The sequence below is a fragment of the Cupriavidus metallidurans CH34 genome (assembly GCF_000196015.1).
In the GTDB taxonomy this organism is placed as follows: domain Bacteria; phylum Pseudomonadota; class Gammaproteobacteria; order Burkholderiales; family Burkholderiaceae; genus Cupriavidus; species Cupriavidus metallidurans.
Map to the genome: position 1 here is coordinate 1,137,011 of NC_007973.1, position 18,232 is coordinate 1,155,242.

The following is an 18,232-nucleotide window of genomic DNA, read 5'->3' on the forward strand; positions in this document are numbered from 1 at the left end:
GCCGAGCGTCCAATGGATGCCTCGGTTTCCCCACCAGGAAGAACTCCAACATGTCCCAAGCCGTTCTTGCCGAGGTACTGGCCGTCACGCAACGTATCGTCGACCGCAGTCGCGCCAGCCGGGCGGCCTATCTAGCCAGATGCGAGCGCGCCCAGCAGGAACTCGGGCCCTTGCGCGGCATGTCCTGCGCGAACCTTGCCCACGGCTACGCCGCACTGCCTTCGGACGATAAGCTCAAGCTGCGGGTCGAACATGCCCCGAATCTCGGCATCGTGACCGCCTACAACGACATGCTGTCCGCCCACCAGCCCTATGAGCGTTACCCGGCCGTGATTCGCGAGGCCGCGCGCGCCGTGGGTGGCGTGGCGCAGGTGGCGGGTGGCGTGCCGGCCATGTGTGACGGGATTACCCAGGGCAACGCCGGCATGGAGTTGTCGTTGTTCTCGCGCGATGCGATCGCGATGGGCACGGCCGTTGCGCTGTCGCACAACACGTTCGATGCAGCGCTGATGCTGGGCGTGTGCGACAAGATCGTGCCGGGTTTGCTGATGGGGGCGCTGCAGTTTGGCCATCTGCCGATCGTGTTCGCCCCGGCCGGGCCGATGGCAACGGGCCTGTCGAACAAGGAAAAGGCGCGTGTGCGCCAGCTCTATGCCACCGGGCAGGTCGGGCGCGATGCGTTGCTGGAGGCCGAATGCGCCGCCTATCACGGCGCGGGTACCTGCACCTTCTATGGCACCGCCAATAGCAACCAGTTCCTGATGGAGATCATGGGCCTGCACATGCCCGGCTCGGCGTTCGTGCATCCGGACAGCGGCCTGCGTGACCCGCTCACCGCCGCGGCAGCCCAGCGGGCGCTGGCCCTGATCGCTCGCGGTGACGCCTATACCCCGCTGGCGAAGATTGTCGACGAACGGGCGATCGTCAACGCGATGGTTGGCCTGCTGGCCACTGGCGGCTCGACCAACCACACGATTCACCTGGTGGCGATGGCGCGCGCCGCCGGCATCCTGATCGACTGGAACGATTTCGACTGCCTGTCAGCGATCACGCCATTGCTGGCGCGTGTGTATCCGAATGGCTCGGCCGATGTGAACCATTTCCACGCAGCGGGCGGCGTGGCCTATGTGATTGCCCAACTGCTCGACGCCGGTCTGCTGCACGAGGACGTGCAGACCGTGGCGGGCCCCGGCCTGAAGCGCTACACCGAGGAGCCGGTCATGAACGATGGCGTGCTGCGCTGGCGGGCTGGCCCGGCCACGAGCGGGGATGAGTCGGTGCTGGCGCCAGCGTCGGCGCCGTTCTCACCCGAGGGGGGGCTGCGGCTGATGGCGGGCAACGTGGGGCGCGGGGTGATCAAGGTCTCGGCCGTGGCCGACGAGCACCGAGTGGTCGAGGCGCCGGCGCGAGTCTTCGATTCGCAGGAAGCGCTGCAGGCCGCCTTCGAGGCAGGCGAACTTGATCGTGACGTAGTGGCCGTGGTGCGCTTCCAGGGCCCGAATGCCAATGGCATGCCCGAGTTGCACCGGCTTACCCCCGCGCTTGGCGCGCTGCAGGATGCCGGACGCAAGGTCGCGCTGGTAACCGATGGCCGCATGTCGGGCGCGTCGGGCAAGGTGCCCGCCGTGATCCATGTCGGGCCGGAGGCGCTGGCAGGCGGGCCGCTGGCTCGGGTGCGCGACGGCGACGTCATTCGCGTGGACGCATTGGCGGGCACGCTCGATCTGGTGGGTGATGCTGCCACCCAGGCTGACTTTGCCGGGCGAGTGCCGGCAGCGGCGCCAGTCGACGAATTCACCCGTTTCAGCATGGGCCGGGGCCTGTTCGGCCTGTTCCGCCGCCATGCGCGGGCCGCCGAGGAGGGGGGCAGCGCGCTGGACCTGTCCGAAGCCGATGCTCTGGCACCCGCTGTCCAAACGGCGTCCGCCGTCGCACAATAGGCGGGCCGTCAGGCGGCGCTCGCGCCAATCATTCCGTTTCTCTTGCGTACTCTTCCGGGGTGCCCGGCAGCACGCGCTGCACCCCGGAAGCACCTTCGCGCCACATCGACGTGGCCGAAGGCTACCGACAAGGATGGCAACACCATCCGACACATGATCGATGGAGCAGACATGATCTATATCCTGATGGGCGTTTCCGGCAGCGGCAAGAGCACGGTCGGCCAGATGCTGGCGGACCGTCTTCATTGCGGTTTCCACGACGCGGACAGCTTCCACAGCGACGCCAACAAGGCCAAGATGCACGCCGGCATCCCATTGACCGATGACGACCGCTGGCCCTGGCTGGACGCGATGCGGGCCGCCATCGACGCCGCCCGCGCCGAGGGCCGCACCCACGTGTTCACATGTTCGGCGCTGCGCCAGGTCTATCGGGACCGCCTGCTGCCGGCCGACGGCGGCGTGACCTTCGTGTTCATGAAGGGCGACGCCTCGACGATCGGCAGCCGCCTGTCCGCGCGCACCGACCATTTTTTCAATCCCGCGCTGCTCCAGAGCCAGTTCGAGACCCTGGAGGAGCCTTGCGACGCGCTCGTGCTCGATATTCGCCGCACTCCCGAGGCACTGGTCGAGGATATTCTGGAAAAATGCCCGCCGGCATCGGCCGCCTGTTCCGGGAAGGCGCCCTGAATAACTTGTGGCTGGCAAGCATCTTGCTAAATCGTTTCTGTGTGCCGGCGCGTGTCACTTGTGTGCAACCCCTTGCGGGTTCAGCCGGTACGGATATGCTGAAGGAGTCGACTCGACAAGGCATCGATAAACGGGCGGCGGCGGTTGGTATCAGGCAGTAACCGGGAGACAACCACCGGAGGACAACCGCGGCAAGGCGCCCAATTTCACGAAGGAGCGGCCATCATGGCGGCGCGGTTTTTCGACGAGATGCTGGAAGGGCGAGAGGACGGAGCAACCGAGGCCATCGAGGCCGGGCGGGCGCTGCCGTCGGGGGCGGTCAGGCCCCACTACCGGAACTTTGCCGAATGGCTGGGACGGCAGTCCGCGGCGACGATGAGCAACAAGCGCGCGGAAGCGGATCTGATCTTCCGGCGCGTGGGTATCACCTTTGCCGTCTACGGCGACAAGGATGAGTCCAACAGCGGGACCGAGCGGACCATTCCGTTCGACGTGATCCCGCGCATTTTCCCGGCCAGCGAGTGGGGCACGCTCGAGCGCGGCCTGCGGCAACGCGTTGCGGCGCTAAACCGCTTCATCCACGACATCTACCACGGGCAGGACATCATCCGTGCCGGCGTGATTCCGCCGGACCAGATCTACAACAATGCGCAGTACCGCCCGGAAATGCTGGGCATCGACGTGCCTCGTGACATCTACGCGCACGTGGCCGGCATCGACGTCGTACGTGCGGGCGAGGGCGAGTTCTACGTTCTCGAAGACAACCTGCGGGTGCCATCGGGCGTGTCGTACATGCTCGAGAACCGCAAGATGATGATGCGGTTGTTCCCCGATCTGTTCGCCCGCAACCGCGTGGCCCCGGTGGCGCACTATCCCGATCTGCTGCTGGACATGCTGCGCAGCGTGTCGCCGCAGAATATCGCCGATCCGACCGTCGTCGTGCTCACGCCGGGCATGTATAACTCAGCCTATTTCGAGCACGCGTTCCTGGCCCAGCAGATGGGCGTCGAACTGGTGGAAGGCAATGACCTGTTCGTCGAGGACGACCACCTCTACATGCGCACCACGCAGGGGCCGCAGCGTATCGACGTGATCTACCGGCGCGTGGACGACGATTTTCTCGATCCACTCGTTTTTCGCCACGATTCCGCGCTGGGTGCGGCCGGGCTGCTCTCGGTCTACCGTGCCGGCAACGTGACGATCAGCAATGCGATCGGGACGGGCGTGGCCGACGACAAGTCGATCTACCCGTACGTGCCGGACATGATCCGCTTCTATCTCGGCGAGGAACCCATCCTGTCGAACGTGCCGACCTACATGTGCCGGCGTCCGGATGATCTGCAGTACGTGCTCGACCATATGCAGGATCTTGTGGTCAAGGAAACGCATGGCGCCGGCGGCTACGGCATGCTCGTGGGACCGGCTGCGACGCGCGCGGAGATTGACCAGTTCCGGGAGGTCGTGAAATCGCGCCCCGAGCAGTACATCGCGCAGCCGACGCTGGCGTTGTCGACTTGTCCGACCTATGTCGATGCGGGCATCGCGCCGCGCCATATCGACCTTCGCCCGTTCGTGCTGTCGGGCAAGGAGGTGCGCATGGTGCCGGGCGGGCTGACGCGGGTGGCGTTGAGAGAGGGCTCGCTCGTGGTCAATTCGTCCCAGGGCGGCGGTACCAAGGACACCTGGGTGCTGGAACGCTAGGAAGCCGTTTCAGAATGATTCTGGCGTCGTTGCGCGGCCTTGCCGTACCGCTTCACCCTGGCCAGAACCGCTTCGCTTCAATCTGCAACGGCTTCTAAGTCCACAGACGCTGTTTGCCGGGAGATTTCACCATGCTGAGCCGTACCGCCGACCACCTGTTCTGGATGGCCCGCTATACCGAACGCGCGGAGAACACCGCGCGCATGCTCGACGTCAACTACCAGACTTCGCTGCTGCCGCAATCGGCGGAGGTGGCCGAACAGGGTTGGTGGGCAATGCTCGATATCTCCGAATTGACCGAGGCCTACGACCACAAGTACGGCCTGCTGCACCGTGACGACGTGATCGACTTCATGGTGCGCGACATGACCAATGTCTCGTCGATCATGAGCTGCCTGCGTGCGGCACGTGAGAATGCGCGCGCGGTGCGTGGATCGCTGACGACCGAGGTCTGGGAGACCATCAACACCACCTGGCTCGACGTCCAGCGCATGATCGCCGATGGCGAGCTGCATGAGGATCCCTCGCGCTTCTTCGAGTGGGTCAAGTTCCGCTCGCATCTGGCCCGTGGCGTCCAGTTCGGCACCATGCTCAAGGACGACGCGTTCCACTTTATGCGGCTTGGCACCTTCCTGGAGCGGGCCGACAACACCGCGCGGATTCTCGACGTCAAGTTCCAGGCCTCGGGCCGCGATGATAGCGATCCGAACCGCGAGCAGAACGATTTCTATCACTGGGCGGCCGTGTTGCGGTCGGTCTCCGGCTTCGAGGTCTATCGCAAGATCTACCGTGCCGTGATCACGCCGCAGCGCGTGGCGGAACTGCTGGTCCTGCGGCCCGACATGCCGCGTTCGCTGGTTTCCAGCATGGACGAAGTGGTCGCGATCCTGGCGCTGGTGTCGAACCAGCAGTCGGCGGAGACCGAAAGGCAGGCTGGTAAACTTCACGCAGACCTAAAGTACGCGCGCATCGACGACATTTTCGCCGTCGGCCTGCATGCCTACCTGACCAGCTTCCTGGAGCGCATCGGCGACCTCGGCAATGGCATCAGCCGGGATTTCCTCGTGCCGCTGCTAGCTGCCTGACCGTTGCAGGAACCCCCGGCGCCACGCGCCGGGTGTGCGGTATCCCCGTCTGGGGCCGGCATGCATGTGGCGCGAGATATACCCGTGAAATACAAGATCCACCATAAGACCATCTATCGATACACCGAGCCGGTGCGCCGCAGCGTGCATGAGCTGCGTCTGGCGCCCCGCAGTGGCCCACTGCAGTCCGTGCAGTACTGGACGCTTTCCGCGCCGGGTAACTTGTCCGAAGCGCGTGACGGTTTCGGCAATATCGTCCACAACTTCACGATGGCCGGCCCGGCCCGTACGATTGCGATCGTTGCTACCGGCGAGGTCGAGGTCAGGATCGATCCAGCCCCAACGGGCCAGGCGGGCGCCGAGGCCGGGGAGGGCGGTCATGGCGCTTTCCAGGACCTGCCCGAAGCTGGTGAGTCGCGTGTGTCGCCGCTCTATTTTCTATCGGGCACGCCGCTGACACAGGCGCCTGCGGACATGCAGGCGTTCGCAGCCCCGTACCTGGCCGCTGGCCACGAGGTGCCGGCCCTGCTGGCATTGGCCGATGGCATCGCCGAGCGGGTCCAGTACCGGGCCAATACGACCGATGTCGGCACGTCCGCCGTCGAGGCTTTCCGGCTAGGCAGCGGGGTCTGCCAGGATCAGGCACAGGTTATGGTGGCGGCATGTCGCGCGCTCGGTATTCCGGCGCGCTATGTCAGTGGCTACTTCTACGATGCGGCCGCAGCCTCGCTGGCCAGTCATGCCTGGGCCGACATCTGCCTGGATGCGGACCGCGGGCTCTGGTGCAGCATCGATGTCACGCATCGCTGCATCACCGATGGGCGCCACGTCCGCCTTGCTGTGGGGCGTGACTATGCCTCGGCCGCACCAATCCGGGGCATCCTCGAAGGCGGGGCGGGGGAAACAATGGAAGTCGACATCGAGATCACGCCGCTGGCCTGAAATGGCGAAGCCAGGTTGGTTCGAAGTGCGGCGGCAGAGTAATCCTTCGGTATTCATACACCGCCGTTGCGCCTGCCGTGCGGCTAGAATGGGGCGTTGCCGTCGCGCCTCTGTCAACCCGAACCCATGACGTACTGTGTAGCCATGCGGCTGGATGCCGGTCTGGTATTCCTGTCCGATTCCCGTACCAACGCCGGTGTGGATGCCATTTCCACCGCGCGCAAAATGACCGTATTCGAGGAGCCGGGCGACCGCGTCATGGTGCTGCTGACCTCGGGCAATCTCGCGATCAGCCAGTCTGTGCGCCAATGCCTGGCCGAGGCGCGCGACGAGAAACGTTCGCTGTGGACCGCGCGCGACATGTTCGAGGCGGTCACCATCGTCGGCGAGGCGGTGCGCGCCGTGCACAAGCGCGATGCCCATGCGTTGCGCGAGGCTGGCATCGAATTCAGCGTTAACCTGATTTTCGGTGGGCAGATCCGGGGCGAGCGCATGCGCCTGTTCCATGTCTACGCTGCAGGCAACTTCATTGAGGCCACGCCCGAGAACTGCTACTTCCAGATTGGCGAGGCCAAATATGGCAAGCCGATCGTCGACCGTGTCATCACGCCGTCGGTGCCGCTGGGCGAGGCGGCCAAGTGTGCGCTGGTCTCGATGGATTCCACGCTGAAGTCGAATATCTCGGTCGGTTTGCCGCTCGACCTGCTGGTCTACGAGGCCGATTCGCTCCGCGTGACGCGCTTCGTCAGCATCGACGAGAAGAACGCATACTTCCGCATGATCCGCGACACCTGGGGCCAGCGCCTGCGCCAGGTTTTCGGCGAGATCGCCAATCCCGAATGGGATGCGAGCCAGCAGGCCGAATTCCCGCTGGCGCGCGACGAAGCCGATCGCTGGGGCCAGCCGGTACGGGCCCGCCGCGACCGAAGCTGATTCCTTTCATTCCAGGTTTTTCCGACCCATTCCATCGATCTGCCGCCATGCGCGACATCCTGCTCTTTTCCCACGCCAACGGTTTTCCGGTGCCGATCTATCGCAAGCTGTTCGGCGCGCTTGAGGACACCTTCGACATCCGCGCCGTCGAGCGTTACGGCCACAATCCGAAGTTTCCGGTCACGCGCGAGTGGCCGCATCTGGTCGACGAACTGCTTGGCGAGCTGGATCGCCCGGGGCGGAGCGGTGCCGACGCGCCCAAGGTCTGGCTGGTTGGCCATTCGCTGGGCGGTTTCCTCTCGCTGATGGCTGCGCTGCGTCGGCCGCAGCGGGTGCGGGGCGTGGTGATGCTGGATTCGCCAATCATCGCCGGCTGGAAAGCGTCGCTGGTGCGCGCGTCCCAGATGCTGGGACTCGACGAGAAGCCGGGCCCCGCCGCCGTGACCAAGAACCGGCGCACCCATTGGCCCGATACCGACGCGGTCTGGAGTCATTTCCAGTCCAAGCGCAATTTCAAGGTATGGGACCCCGAGGTTCTACGCGACTACGCCGAGCATGGTACCGAGCCCACTGGTGTGGCCAACGAACGCAAGCTGCGCTTCGATCGTGAGGTCGAATACTGGATCTACAGGACGCTGCCGACCAGCCTCGGCCGCAAGGTCGCGCGTGGCGCGCCGATCCCGGTCAGCTTCGTTGCCGGCACCCGCTCGCGCGAGGTAAGACAGGCGGGACTCGGCGCAACCCGCAAGCTTGTGGGCGACCGGCTGCGCTATATCGAAGGCGGCCACTTGTATCCAATGGAGCGGCCCCTCGAGACCGCCGGCCTGGTGCGGGACCTGATCGAGGAAATGCGCAAGTCCGGGCGCTGAAGTCTGGGAAGCCGGCGCGCGCGGCGCCGGCTTGGCTTGTGGTACGGCGTGCAGTGCGACGTATGCGCCGCAGACCGCCATTGCGTGCCGGGCCGACACCTCGATTTCACAAATTCGGCGTCGGCGGGGATCGGGCTCTCATGTATAATCCCGATTTCCCCGGCAAGCTCGGTTTATGACCAAATTCGTCTTCGTCACCGGTGGCGTCGTCTCTTCTCTCGGCAAGGGCATCGCTGCTGCTTCGCTCGCGGCTATTCTCGAGTCGCGCGGCCTCAAAGTCACCCTCCTCAAGCTCGATCCCTACATCAACGTCGATCCCGGCACGATGAGCCCCTTCCAGCATGGCGAGGTGTTCGTGACCGAAGATGGCGCGGAAACCGACCTCGACCTGGGGCACTACGAGCGGTTCGTGTCGGCCAAGATGCGGAAGTCGAACAACTTCACGACTGGCCAGATCTACGAATCGGTGATCCGCAAGGAACGCCGCGGTGAGTACCTCGGCAAGACCGTTCAGGTCATTCCCCATATCACGAACGAAATCCAGGCTTTCGTCGAGCGTGGCGCTGCCGCGTCGCACGACGGCAAGGCCGACGTGGCACTGGTGGAGATCGGCGGCACGGTGGGTGACATCGAGTCGCTGCCGTTCCTGGAAGCCGCGCGCCAGATGAGCCTGCGCCTTGGCCGCAATCACTGCGCGTTCGTGCACCTGACGCTGGTGCCGTTCATCGCCAGCGCCGGCGAGCTCAAGACCAAGCCGACCCAGCACTCGGTGCAGAAGCTCCGCGAAATCGGCATTTCGCCGACCGCGCTGCTGTGCCGCGCCGACCGCCCGATTCCGGACGACGAGCGGGCCAAGATTTCGCTGTTCGCCAACATCCCGCAGGAAGCCGTGATCTCGGTCTGGGATGCCGACAGCATCTACAAGATTCCGCAGATGCTCAACGAGCAGGGCCTCGACCGCCTGATCTGCGAGGAACTGCGTCTGGACCCGAAGCCGGCTGACCTGTCGATGTGGCAGAAGCTGGTCAAGGCACAGGAAAACCCCGAGCACGAGATCACGATCGGCATGGTTGGCAAGTACGTCGACCTGACCGAGTCGTACAAGTCACTGATCGAGGCGCTGCGCCACGCTGGCATGCATACCGCCACGCGCGTGAACATCGAGTACATCGATTCGGAAGAACTCGAGTCGGGTCACCTCGAAGTGCTGCAGCCGCTGGATGCCATCCTGGTACCGGGCGGTTTCGGCAAGCGCGGTACCGAAGGCAAGATCCGCGCGATCCAGTATGCCCGCGAGAACAAGGTGCCGTACCTGGGCATCTGCCTGGGTATGCAGCTCGCCGTGATCGAATTCGCGCGTCACGTTGCCAGCATGGGCGACGCCAATTCGACCGAATTCAACCTCGACACGGAACACCCGGTAGTCGCGCTGATCACCGAGTGGGTCGATCGCGACGGCAAGGTGGAACAGCGTTCGGCAGACTCCGATCTCGGCGGCACGATGCGCCTGGGCGCCCAGCGGGTACCCATCAAGACCGGCACCAAGGCCTCGCAGATCTATGGCGCCGAAGTCAACGAGCGTCATCGTCACCGCTACGAAGTCAACAACCACTACGTGCCGGAGCTGGAAAAGGCTGGCATGGTGATCTCGGCCCGCACGCCGACCGAGAACCTGCCGGAGATGATGGAACTGCCGGAATCGATGCACCCGTGGTTCGTCGGCGTTCAGTTCCACCCGGAATTCACCTCGACGCCGCGTGATGGCCACCCGCTGTTCAAGGCCTACGTGGAAGCCGCGCTCGCCGCGCAACGCCAAGGCGCCTGAGGCGCTGGTGGGGAAGGAAACTGCCATGAAACTGTGTGGATTCGACGTCGGCCTCGACAAGCCGTTTTTCCTGATCGCTGGTCCGTGCGTGATCGAGTCCGAGCAGATGGCGCTCGATACGGCCGGCGAGCTGAAGGCGATCACGGGTGAACTGGGCATTCCGTTCATCTACAAGTCGTCGTTCGACAAGGCCAACCGGTCGTCGGGCAAGTCGTTCCGCGGGCTCGGAATGGAAAAGGGTCTCGAGATCCTGGCCACGGTAAAGCGTCAGATCGGCGTACCGGTGCTCACCGACATCCACGAGATCGACGAGATTAAGCCCGTCGCGGCCGTGGTGGATGTGCTGCAGACGCCGGCCTTCCTGTGCCGCCAGACTGATTTCATCCGTGCCTGCGCCCAGAGCGGCAAGCCGGTGAACATCAAGAAGGGCCAGTTCCTGGCACCGCACGACATGAAAAACGTGATCGACAAGGCGCGTGACGCCGCCCGTGAGGCGGGTCTGCCCGATGACGTGTTCATGGCCTGCGAGCGTGGCGTTTCCTTCGGCTACAACAATCTTGTCTCCGACATGCGCTCCCTGGCGATCATGCGCGAGACGGGCGCCCCCGTGGTGTTCGATGCCACCCATTCGGTGCAGTTGCCGGGTGGCCAGGGCACCAGTTCGGGCGGCCAGCGCGAATTCGTGCCGGTGCTCTCGCGTGCCGCGGTGGCTACGGGCGTGGCGGGTCTGTTCATGGAGACCCACCCCGATCCGAGCAAGGCGATGTCGGACGGCCCCAACGCCGTGCCGCTGTCGCGCATGAAGGAACTGCTGACCGTGCTGCGCGATCTCGACGGCATGGTCAAGCGTGCCGGCTTCCTGGAAGACAACTTCGGCTGGCCGGCCTGCGCCTGAGTCTGCCTTGGCAACTGCCGCCCGCGCCTGACGCGGGCGGTGCCGTTTCTGGTGCCTCTGCCGGACGTCCGGCATCAATGCCGACGAAACGGTATCGAAAGACAATACAAAAGATTCGGAGATAGCGCATGGCCGCCGGTTATATCATCGCGTACGTCGATGTGACAGATCCCCAGCAGTACGAGCAGTACAAGGTGCTTTCCACGAAAGCCATGCAGGCGCACGGCGCGGAAGTGCTGGTGCGTGGCGGCCAGACCGAACGGCTCGAGGGGGATTGGGGCCCCACGCGGGTCGTGGTCCTGAAGTTCCAGAGCTACGAAGCCGCCCGCGCGTTCCACGCCAGCGAGGAATACCTGGCGGCGCGCAAGTCCCGCGAGCATGCGGCGAAGATGAACATGATCGTCGTGGAAGGCATCTGACATATTCGTCGGGCATCCTGCGCGGTAAGAAGATTCACCAGATTCAACAGTCCAGAGAGGAAATATGAGTGCAATCGTAGATATCATCGGTCGCGAGGTTCTCGACTCGCGCGGCAATCCCACCGTCGAGTGCGACGTGCTGCTGGAGTCGGGCGTGATGGGCCGTGCTGCCGTACCGTCGGGTGCATCGACCGGTTCGCGCGAAGCCATCGAACTGCGTGATGGCGACAAGTCGCGCTACCTGGGCAAGGGCGTGCTGAAGGCTGTCGAGCACATCAACACCGAGATCTCCGAAGCGATCATGGGCCTGGATGCCTCCGAGCAGGCTTTCCTGGACCGCACGCTGATCGAACTGGACGGCACCGAGAACAAGGGCCGCCTGGGCGCCAACGCCATGCTGGCTGTGTCGATGGCCGTGGCCAAGGCAGCCGCCGAGGAAGCCGGCCTGCCGCTGTACCGCTACTTCGGCGGTTCGGGCGCGATGCAGATGCCGGTGCCGATGATGAACATCGTCAACGGTGGCGCGCACGCCAACAACAGCCTGGACATCCAGGAATTCATGATCATGCCCGTGTCGCAGACCAGCTTCCGTGAAGCTCTGCGTTGCGGCGCCGAAGTGTTCCACGCGCTGAAGAAGATCCTGTCCGACAAGGGCATGTCCACCGCCGTGGGCGACGAGGGCGGCTTCGCCCCGAACTTCTCGTCGAACGAGGAGTGCCTGAACACGGTTGTGCAGGCCATCGAAAAGGCTGGCTACAAGGCTGGCGAGGACGTGCTGCTGGCGCTGGACTGCGCCGCCAGCGAGTTCTACCACGAAGCCGAAGGCGTGTACTCGCTGGAAGGCGAAGGCCTGAAGCTGACGTCGACCCAGTTCGCCGACTACCTGGCCAACCTGTGCGACAAGTTCCCGATCGTGTCGATCGAGGACGGCATGGCCGAAGGCGACTGGGAAGGCTGGAAGACGCTGACCGACAAGCTGGGCAAGCGCGTCCAACTGGTGGGTGACGACCTGTTCGTGACCAACACGAAGATCCTGAAGGAAGGCATCGAGAAGGGCATCGGCAACTCGATTCTCATCAAGATCAACCAGATCGGCACGCTGACCGAGACGTTCGCTGCTATCGAGATGGCCAAGCGCGCCGGTTACACCGCCGTGATCTCGCACCGTTCGGGTGAGACCGAAGACAGCACGATCGCCGATATCGCCGTCGGCACGAACGCCGGCCAGATCAAGACCGGTTCGCTGTCGCGCTCGGACCGCATCTCGAAGTACAACCAGCTGCTGCGTATCGAGGAAGACCTGGGCGACATCGCCACGTACCCGGGCAAGAGCACGTTCTACAACCTGCGCTGATATCGCCGGTTAGTGTTCTGAGTTCCAGAAAAAGCGCCGCCCCGGAGCACCGGGGCGGCGCTTTTTTTGTTGTCAACTGGATGCCTGTTGCGCCGTTGTTTCGCTTTGTATCGTCTTTTGTTTTGCAATCTTTGGCGGCTTGGTGGATCATTGGTCCCGGCGGAAATCGCCAAATCATCCTTTTCCTAGCGCCTTCTTCGCCCCGATGCGCCTGATTTCCCTGCTGTTGTTCGTGCTGCTGCTCGCAATCCAGTACCCGCTATGGCTGGGCAAGGGCGGCTGGCTACGCGTGTGGGATCTGAATCGTCAGGTCAACGAGCAGACCGTGCACAACCAGGCGCTCAAGCTGCGCAATGCCAAGCTGGAAGGGGAAGTGAAGGATTTGCAGGATGGCACGGGTGCCATCGAGGAGCGTGCCCGCTATGAGCTGGGCATGGTCAAGGACGGGGAAGTCTTCGTCCAGTTCGTGGCGCCGGCTCCGAAAGTCAGCGCCACGCCGCCGCTGCCGCCGCCACCCAATTCCGTCGCGGGACGCGGCGGACATTAACCGGCTTTTCCGGACTATTCTGATGTCGATGCGCGACCTTGACCGCTAGGTCAGTCGCGTTTGCGCATTCCTGCGGCGCGGTTTCGATTTCTTCTGAATCACCACCAGTACGGGGAGCCGTACGGGTAACCGCCCCAGCCCCAGCCAGGCGAGCTAATTCCCACGCCGCCACCCCAGTGGCCACCGCCCCATCCGCCGTAGTACAGATTCCAGTTTGTGCTCGGGTAGGCGTAAGCTGCCCGCGCCCAGGCTTCGGCCTGCTGCTGGCTGGCGATCACATGCTCCTGCTCGCGCAGCACTTGCTGGTTCAGCTCTGTGAGCTGCTGCTTTTCTTCGTCAGTCAGTGGGGCGGGGGGAGTCGAACCGGGCTCCAGGCGCGCGGTGGCAGGGCTGCCATACATATCGCGTGGAACGGGCGCTGCGCAGCCGGTGATCATCGCCGCCATGGCAATGACCAGCCAGGGCAGTGCGCGGGAACGATACGTCTTGGTCATGTCGGCCTCCGTCCGGCAGCTGGGGTTCGGGAGTGTCATTGGACCCGCGAGCGCGGGTATGTGGTTCCGCGCATATCCGGAACCTTTGACATACCCGTGGTCTTTTCCCCTTCTCCCTGATGGGGCAGGGGAGTGGACTGATGCTCAGTGCTGCTGCTGCGCGCCTTCGCCTGCGCCCGTTGCCACGGGTAGCGTGAAGAGCTGCGCGGCATCCACCGGGTCGAACACGTAGCGCTGGCCGCAGAAGTCGCAATGGATTTCCACGTCGCCGCGTTCGGCAATGATGCTTTCGATTTCGGCCTGGCCCAGCGACTGCAACATGCCGGCGACCTTGGCGCGCGAGCACGAGCACTGGAAATGCGGCGTCATTGGCTCGAAGACCCGCAGGCCAGCATTCTGCAGTTCTTCCCAGAACAGGCGGCGCAGCAGGGTCTCAGGCGACTCGGCCAGCAGTTCGTCCTGCTTGAGCGTGGCGCCCAACTGGCACGCGCGATCCCAGGTATCCAGGTCCTGCGCCTGCACATCACCGGAGAGCGGCGAACCGGTTTCGCCAACCTGCGCTTCCATCGTGCCGCCGTAGGACGGCAGCTTCTGCAGCAACATGCCCGCGGCGACCTGCTCATTCGAGGCAAGCCACAGGCGGGTGTCGAGCTGCTCGGACGCCTGCATGTAGTGTTCGAGCACTGCGGCCATCGAGTCGAGCGGGCCGTTCTCGTCGGAAAGCGGCACGATGCCCTGGTAGGGTTGCTGGCCCGGCAGCTTGTCTTGCGGGTCTAGCGTGATGGCAAAGCGACCATGACCATGCGCGTTGACGAGCGTCGTCAGCGTGGCATCGTCGGTAATCGTGGCGTCCTCGGCAATCTTGGCCGTGGCGCGCATCGACAGGTCGGACAGGCACTCCACCACGAGCATCCGCACCGGGCCGTCGCCGTGCAGTTGCATCACCAGCGCACCGTTGAACTTGAGGTTGGCCGATAGCAGCGCCGCGGCCGCCATCATCTCGCCCAGCAGGCGCCGCACCGGTGCCGGGTAGGCATGGCGGTTCAGCACTTCTTGCCAGGTGGCCTCCATGCGGACCAGCTCGCCGCGCACGGGGGCAGCGTCGAACAGGAATTTCTGGAGTGTGTCGGGATTCGATGTAGCGGTCACGGTTCTATCAGTCTTTCGCGTAAAGCAATGTCAATCCGGCGTATCGGTATCAGCCGATACGCTTCAAATCGGTCTTGTAAGTGGCTTGCCGCTTCGCATACGTCTCCGCATTGCGATAGAGGTTGGCCACGTCGGCATCGGTCAGTTCGCGCACCACCTTGGCGGGCGCGCCCAGGATCAGCGAGCGGTCAGGAAACACCTTGTTCTCGGTCACGACGGCACCGGCGCCGACCAGGCACTCCTTGCCGATTACGGCGCCATTCAGCACCACGGCCTGGATACCGATCAGCGAGCCTTCGCCGACCGTGCAGCCGTGCAGCATGGCCTGGTGGCCGATCGAGACCTTGTCGCCCAGCGTCAGGGGACGGCCCGGGTCGGTGTGCAGCACGGAGCCTTCCTGGATGTTCGTATCCTCGCCCACCACGATCGGTTCGTTGTCGCCACGGATCACGACGCCAGGCCAGGCGCTCGCGCGTGCCTTTAGCGTCACGTTGCCGATAATGGTGGCTTCCGCGGCCACGTAGGCATCGTCGTGAATGGTCGGGGCGATCTCGCCGAGCTGGTAAAGCGCCATGGGGTCTCCTGCCTGAAGCAATGTAGGTAATTGGGGGTGGCCGTCGCGATTAAAAGAGCCGGTTCCCGTGGGCCGGCGTGGCACCGGCGAGGCTCTACAATGACAGCTTCCCGGATTTTACGCCTATGCCAGACATCGCACCCGCCGAAATCGCCGATTCGCCACTTGCCACGCGCCGCCGGGCGCTGGCGGTGCTGTGTATCACCGACGCCAGGGCCAAGGCGGCCGCTGCGCGCGCGCTCTATACCGATCTGCAGGCGCACGGGGGCACCGTAACGGATGTGGATGAAATTTTGGTGGCCGAAGGCTCGGCGGCGATCCCGGGCCGCCCGGAGCGGCCCGAACTGGTGCCCCCGCAGCAGGTGGACCGCAGGCGCTCGCTACACACCCTGGCCGGCCGCGCGGTGATGATCCATGCGCTGTGCCATATCGAATTCAATGCGATCAATCTGGCGCTCGATGCGGTCTGGCGCTTTGCGGGGATGCCGGAGGCGTACTACCGCGACTGGCTTCGCGTGGCAGACGAGGAGGCACTCCATTTCACGCTACTGGCCGACCATCTCGCCACGCTCGGGGCGACCTATGGTGACTATCCGGCACATAACTCGCTCTGGGAGATGACCGATCGCACCTCGGGCGACGTGCTGGCGCGCATGGCGCTGGTGCCGCGCACGTTGGAGGCGCGTGGGCTCGACGCCTCGCCGCCAGTGCGTGCCAAGCTGGCCGAGGTGGGCGATACCGCGGCCGCGGAGATCATCGACATCATCCTGCGCGACGAAGTCGGGCACGTGGCCATTGGCAATCACTGGTACCGCTGGCTCTGCGCCCAGCGAGGGCTGGACCCGATCGCCACGTACGCGCGGCTTGCCGAACAGTACCGCGCGCCAAAGCTGCGCGGCCCGTTCAATCTCGAGGCTCGCCGTGCGGCCGGTTTCGACGAGGACGAACTGGCCTGGCTCGAGGCCTCCGCGGGCTAGCCGGCTGGCTTTTCGGCGCGCTCCTGTTCCTGCAGCCGCAACACGCGGCGTTGGATCTTGCCGGTAGTGGTCATCGGCAACTGGTCGATGAATTCGATCGCTTTCGGGTACTCGTACGGCGCAAGCTGGCCTCGCACATGCTGCTGGAGTTCGGCGATCAGCGCCGCATCGTTATCGAAGGAACGCGTCACCGACGGCGTCAGCACGATGAACGCCTTGACGATCGAGCCGCGCTCGGGGTCCGGCGACGGCACCACGGCGCAGTTCGACACCGCCGGATGCTTGAGCAGGCAGTTCTCGATCTCGCTCGGCCCGATGCGGTAGCCGGATGACTTGAACACGTCGTCCGCGCGGCCCTGGTACCAGAGGTAGCCATCCGCGTCGATTCGCGCGAGGTCACCGGTGCGACACCAGCGCAGGCCGTCATATTCCGAATACTTGGCCGCGGTGGCCGCTTCGTTCTTCCAGTAGCCCAGGAAGAACACCGGATCGGGATGGCCGTGGATATCGGTCGCGCAGACTGCGACTTCGCCATCCTCGCCCGGCGGGCAGGGGCGGCCGTCCTCGTCGATCACGGCCACGCGATGGCCGGGGTAGGGGCGTCCCATCGACCCAGGTCGCGCAGGCCAGCCAAGGCGGCTTTCGTCGTACTGCGCGGTGCAGTTGCCGACGATGTAGTTGATTTCGGTCTGGCCGAACATCTCGTTGACGATCACGCCCAGCGCATCGCGGCACCAGGTGAAAACCGTTTCGCCGACGGCCTCGCCGGCGCTCATGATGGCCCGCAGCTTGAGCTGGTAGTGGTCCGACGGGGTCGGGCAGGCCTTCATCATCTGCTTGAGCGCGGTCGGGAACAGGAACGTGTTGGTGACACCGTAGCGCTCGAGCAGTTCAAACGCGCGCTCCGCAGAAAATCGCCCCTGATATCCGACGATCGGACGGCCGAAGTAGAGCGCCGGCATCAGCGCATCCCACAAGCCACCTGTCCAGGCCCAGTCCGCCGGGCTCCAGAACACGTCGTCGTCCTGCGGATACCAGTTCTGCGAACACACGAAGCCGGTCAAATTGCCGATCAGTGCGCGATGCGGGATGACCGCGCCTTTCGGGGGGCCGGTGGTGCCGCTGGTGTAGATCAGCACCGCGGCTTCCTCGGCCTTGGTCTGCTCGGCGGTGAACTCGGGGATCTGCGCGGCCAGCAGCGTGTCCCAGTCCAGATCGCCGCGCCCGGTTGCGTCACCCACGCCGATGACTGTCCGCAGCGTCGGGCAGTCGGGGCGGGCGGCGAGCATGTTGTCGATCGAGGTCTCGTCGGCGATGGCCACGCGGGTCTCGCTGTGGTCGATCCGATAGGACAGGGCCTCTGGGCCGAACAGCATCGACAGCGGCATGGCTACCGCGCCGAGCTGGTAGACGGCCATGCCGGCGATCACGGTCTCGATGCGCTGGGGCATGACGATGGCCACGCGGTCGCCACGCTGCACGCCGAGTTCGCGCAGGGCGCGCGAAAGACGGTTCGCCTCGGCCTGGATATGCGCATAGGTATGCGAGGCGCGTCGGCCGTCCTCGTGCTCCGTGTAGACCGCGATGCGGTGCATCGTGGCCGGATCGCGTGCCCAGCGGCCGCAGCAGACTTCGGCCAGGTTGAATATCTCGGGCACGTCCCAGTGAAAGGAATCGTGCAGTGCGCGATAGTCGTCGCGCCGCGTGGCCGGCAAGGCGGTCATCCGGTTGTCTCCAGGTTGTCGGTCGCGCCCGGATCTCGCGAAATGGCTATAATCCGGCAAGCGAACGACCGTTCTATTTTTATCCGGGCTGCCGCGTGGGTTTGAGCCGCGCGTGCC

Annotated in this window: 17 protein-coding genes; 13 read left to right on the forward strand and 4 right to left on the reverse strand. The window is 64.5% G+C overall.

Annotated features, from left to right (window positions below):
- Window positions 1-50: 50 nt before the first annotated feature.
- The 12 genes from edd to ftsB all read left to right on the forward strand — a co-directional run bounded on the left by edd (window position 51) and on the right by ftsB (window position 13,197).
- Window positions 51-1,940 (forward strand): phosphogluconate dehydratase, encoded by a 1,890-nt coding sequence (edd, locus tag RMET_RS05255; RefSeq protein WP_011515836.1) that lies wholly within the window; start codon window positions 51-53, stop codon window positions 1,938-1,940.
- Between the two features lie 171 nt (window positions 1,941-2,111).
- The gene (locus RMET_RS05260; protein WP_011515837.1) at window positions 2,112-2,627 is read left to right on the forward strand and encodes a gluconokinase; all 516 of its coding nucleotides are present in this window, start codon (window positions 2,112-2,114) and stop codon (window positions 2,625-2,627) included.
- A gap of 225 nt (window positions 2,628-2,852) precedes the next feature.
- Entirely contained in the window at window positions 2,853-4,328 is a 1,476-nt protein-coding gene (locus RMET_RS05265; RefSeq protein WP_011515839.1) for a circularly permuted type 2 ATP-grasp protein, read from the forward strand.
- 131 nt (window positions 4,329-4,459) lie between these two features.
- Entirely contained in the window at window positions 4,460-5,413 is a 954-nt protein-coding gene (locus tag RMET_RS05270; RefSeq protein WP_011515840.1) for an alpha-E domain-containing protein, read from the forward strand.
- 84 nt (window positions 5,414-5,497) lie between these two features.
- Window positions 5,498-6,355, forward strand: a complete 858-nt coding sequence (locus tag RMET_RS05275; RefSeq protein ID WP_196776406.1) for a transglutaminase family protein — start codon at window positions 5,498-5,500, stop codon at window positions 6,353-6,355.
- A 126-nt stretch (window positions 6,356-6,481) separates the two neighbouring features.
- Window positions 6,482-7,288, forward strand: a complete 807-nt coding sequence (locus RMET_RS05280; RefSeq protein ID WP_011515842.1) for a hypothetical protein — start codon at window positions 6,482-6,484, stop codon at window positions 7,286-7,288.
- Between the two features lie 47 nt (window positions 7,289-7,335).
- Window positions 7,336-8,157, forward strand: coding sequence for an alpha/beta hydrolase (locus RMET_RS05285; protein WP_011515843.1), 822 nt, complete (start codon window positions 7,336-7,338; stop codon window positions 8,155-8,157).
- A gap of 175 nt (window positions 8,158-8,332) precedes the next feature.
- Window positions 8,333-9,982: a CTP synthase gene (locus RMET_RS05290; protein ID WP_011515844.1), complete on the forward strand. Its 1,650-nt coding sequence runs from the start codon at window positions 8,333-8,335 to the stop codon at window positions 9,980-9,982.
- Window positions 9,983-10,007: 25 nt separating this feature from the next.
- A complete protein-coding gene (gene kdsA / locus RMET_RS05295; RefSeq protein WP_011515845.1) occupies window positions 10,008-10,877 on the forward strand; it encodes a 3-deoxy-8-phosphooctulonate synthase in 870 nt (289 codons plus the stop codon).
- A gap of 128 nt (window positions 10,878-11,005) precedes the next feature.
- Window positions 11,006-11,296 (forward strand): DUF1330 domain-containing protein, encoded by a 291-nt coding sequence (locus RMET_RS05300; RefSeq protein ID WP_008650103.1) that lies wholly within the window; start codon window positions 11,006-11,008, stop codon window positions 11,294-11,296.
- 64 nt (window positions 11,297-11,360) lie between these two features.
- The gene (gene eno / locus RMET_RS05305) at window positions 11,361-12,650 is read left to right on the forward strand and encodes a phosphopyruvate hydratase (RefSeq protein WP_008650102.1); all 1,290 of its coding nucleotides are present in this window, start codon (window positions 11,361-11,363) and stop codon (window positions 12,648-12,650) included.
- A gap of 205 nt (window positions 12,651-12,855) precedes the next feature.
- Window positions 12,856-13,197 carry a cell division protein FtsB gene (gene ftsB, locus RMET_RS05310; protein ID WP_008650101.1) on the forward strand — a complete coding sequence of 114 codons (342 nt, stop codon included), beginning with the start codon at window positions 12,856-12,858 and terminating at the stop codon, window positions 13,195-13,197.
- A 98-nt stretch (window positions 13,198-13,295) separates the two neighbouring features.
- Here the strand turns inward: ftsB and RMET_RS05315 are convergent, their stop codons facing one another.
- The 3 genes from RMET_RS05315 to RMET_RS05325 all read right to left on the reverse strand — a co-directional run bounded on the left by RMET_RS05315 (window position 13,296) and on the right by RMET_RS05325 (window position 15,414).
- Complete coding sequence (locus RMET_RS05315; protein WP_011515846.1) at window positions 13,296-13,691, reverse strand: hypothetical protein; 396 nt, start codon at window positions 13,689-13,691, stop codon at window positions 13,296-13,298.
- Between the two features lie 144 nt (window positions 13,692-13,835).
- Complete coding sequence (gene hslO, locus RMET_RS05320) at window positions 13,836-14,840, reverse strand: Hsp33 family molecular chaperone HslO (protein ID WP_011515847.1); 1,005 nt, start codon at window positions 14,838-14,840, stop codon at window positions 13,836-13,838.
- 49 nt (window positions 14,841-14,889) lie between these two features.
- On the reverse strand, window positions 14,890-15,414 hold the full coding sequence (locus RMET_RS05325; protein WP_008650087.1) for a gamma carbonic anhydrase family protein: 525 nt from the start codon (window positions 15,412-15,414) through the stop codon (window positions 14,890-14,892).
- 125 nt (window positions 15,415-15,539) lie between these two features.
- Here RMET_RS05325 and RMET_RS05330 point away from each other — a divergent pair, with 125 nt between their 5' ends.
- A complete protein-coding gene (locus RMET_RS05330; protein WP_011515848.1) occupies window positions 15,540-16,391 on the forward strand; it encodes a ferritin-like domain-containing protein in 852 nt (283 codons plus the stop codon).
- Here the strand turns inward: RMET_RS05330 and RMET_RS05335 are convergent.
- Window positions 16,388-18,115 carry an acyl-CoA synthetase gene (locus tag RMET_RS05335; protein ID WP_029309929.1) on the reverse strand — a complete coding sequence of 576 codons (1,728 nt, stop codon included), beginning with the start codon at window positions 18,113-18,115 and terminating at the stop codon, window positions 16,388-16,390. The genes RMET_RS05330 and RMET_RS05335 overlap by 4 nt on opposite strands.
- Window positions 18,116-18,232: the final 117 nt, after the last annotated feature.

Coding starts and splice junctions, on each gene's coding strand:
- RMET_RS05290 (WP_011515844.1), top strand. CDS start 8,333: ATGACCAAATTCGTCTTCGTCACCGGTGGCGTCGTCTCTTCTCTCGGC.
- eno (WP_008650102.1), top strand. CDS start 11,361: ATGAGTGCAATCGTAGATATCATCGGTCGCGAGGTTCTCGACTCGCGC.
- RMET_RS05270 (WP_011515840.1), top strand. CDS start 4,460: ATGCTGAGCCGTACCGCCGACCACCTGTTCTGGATGGCCCGCTATACC.
- RMET_RS05265 (WP_011515839.1), top strand. CDS start 2,853: ATGGCGGCGCGGTTTTTCGACGAGATGCTGGAAGGGCGAGAGGACGGA.
- RMET_RS05285 (WP_011515843.1), top strand. CDS start 7,336: ATGCGCGACATCCTGCTCTTTTCCCACGCCAACGGTTTTCCGGTGCCG.
- RMET_RS05280 (WP_011515842.1), top strand. CDS start 6,482: ATGACGTACTGTGTAGCCATGCGGCTGGATGCCGGTCTGGTATTCCTG.
- RMET_RS05300 (WP_008650103.1), top strand. CDS start 11,006: ATGGCCGCCGGTTATATCATCGCGTACGTCGATGTGACAGATCCCCAG.
- ftsB (WP_008650101.1), top strand. CDS start 12,856: ATGCGCCTGATTTCCCTGCTGTTGTTCGTGCTGCTGCTCGCAATCCAG.
- RMET_RS05260 (WP_011515837.1), top strand. CDS start 2,112: ATGATCTATATCCTGATGGGCGTTTCCGGCAGCGGCAAGAGCACGGTC.
- kdsA (WP_011515845.1), top strand. CDS start 10,008: ATGAAACTGTGTGGATTCGACGTCGGCCTCGACAAGCCGTTTTTCCTG.
- RMET_RS05335 (WP_029309929.1), bottom strand. CDS start 18,115: ATGACCGCCTTGCCGGCCACGCGGCGCGACGACTATCGCGCACTGCAC.
- RMET_RS05325 (WP_008650087.1), bottom strand. CDS start 15,414: ATGGCGCTTTACCAGCTCGGCGAGATCGCCCCGACCATTCACGACGAT.
- RMET_RS05330 (WP_011515848.1), top strand. CDS start 15,540: ATGCCAGACATCGCACCCGCCGAAATCGCCGATTCGCCACTTGCCACG.
- edd (WP_011515836.1), top strand. CDS start 51: ATGTCCCAAGCCGTTCTTGCCGAGGTACTGGCCGTCACGCAACGTATC.
- RMET_RS05315 (WP_011515846.1), bottom strand. CDS start 13,691: ATGACCAAGACGTATCGTTCCCGCGCACTGCCCTGGCTGGTCATTGCC.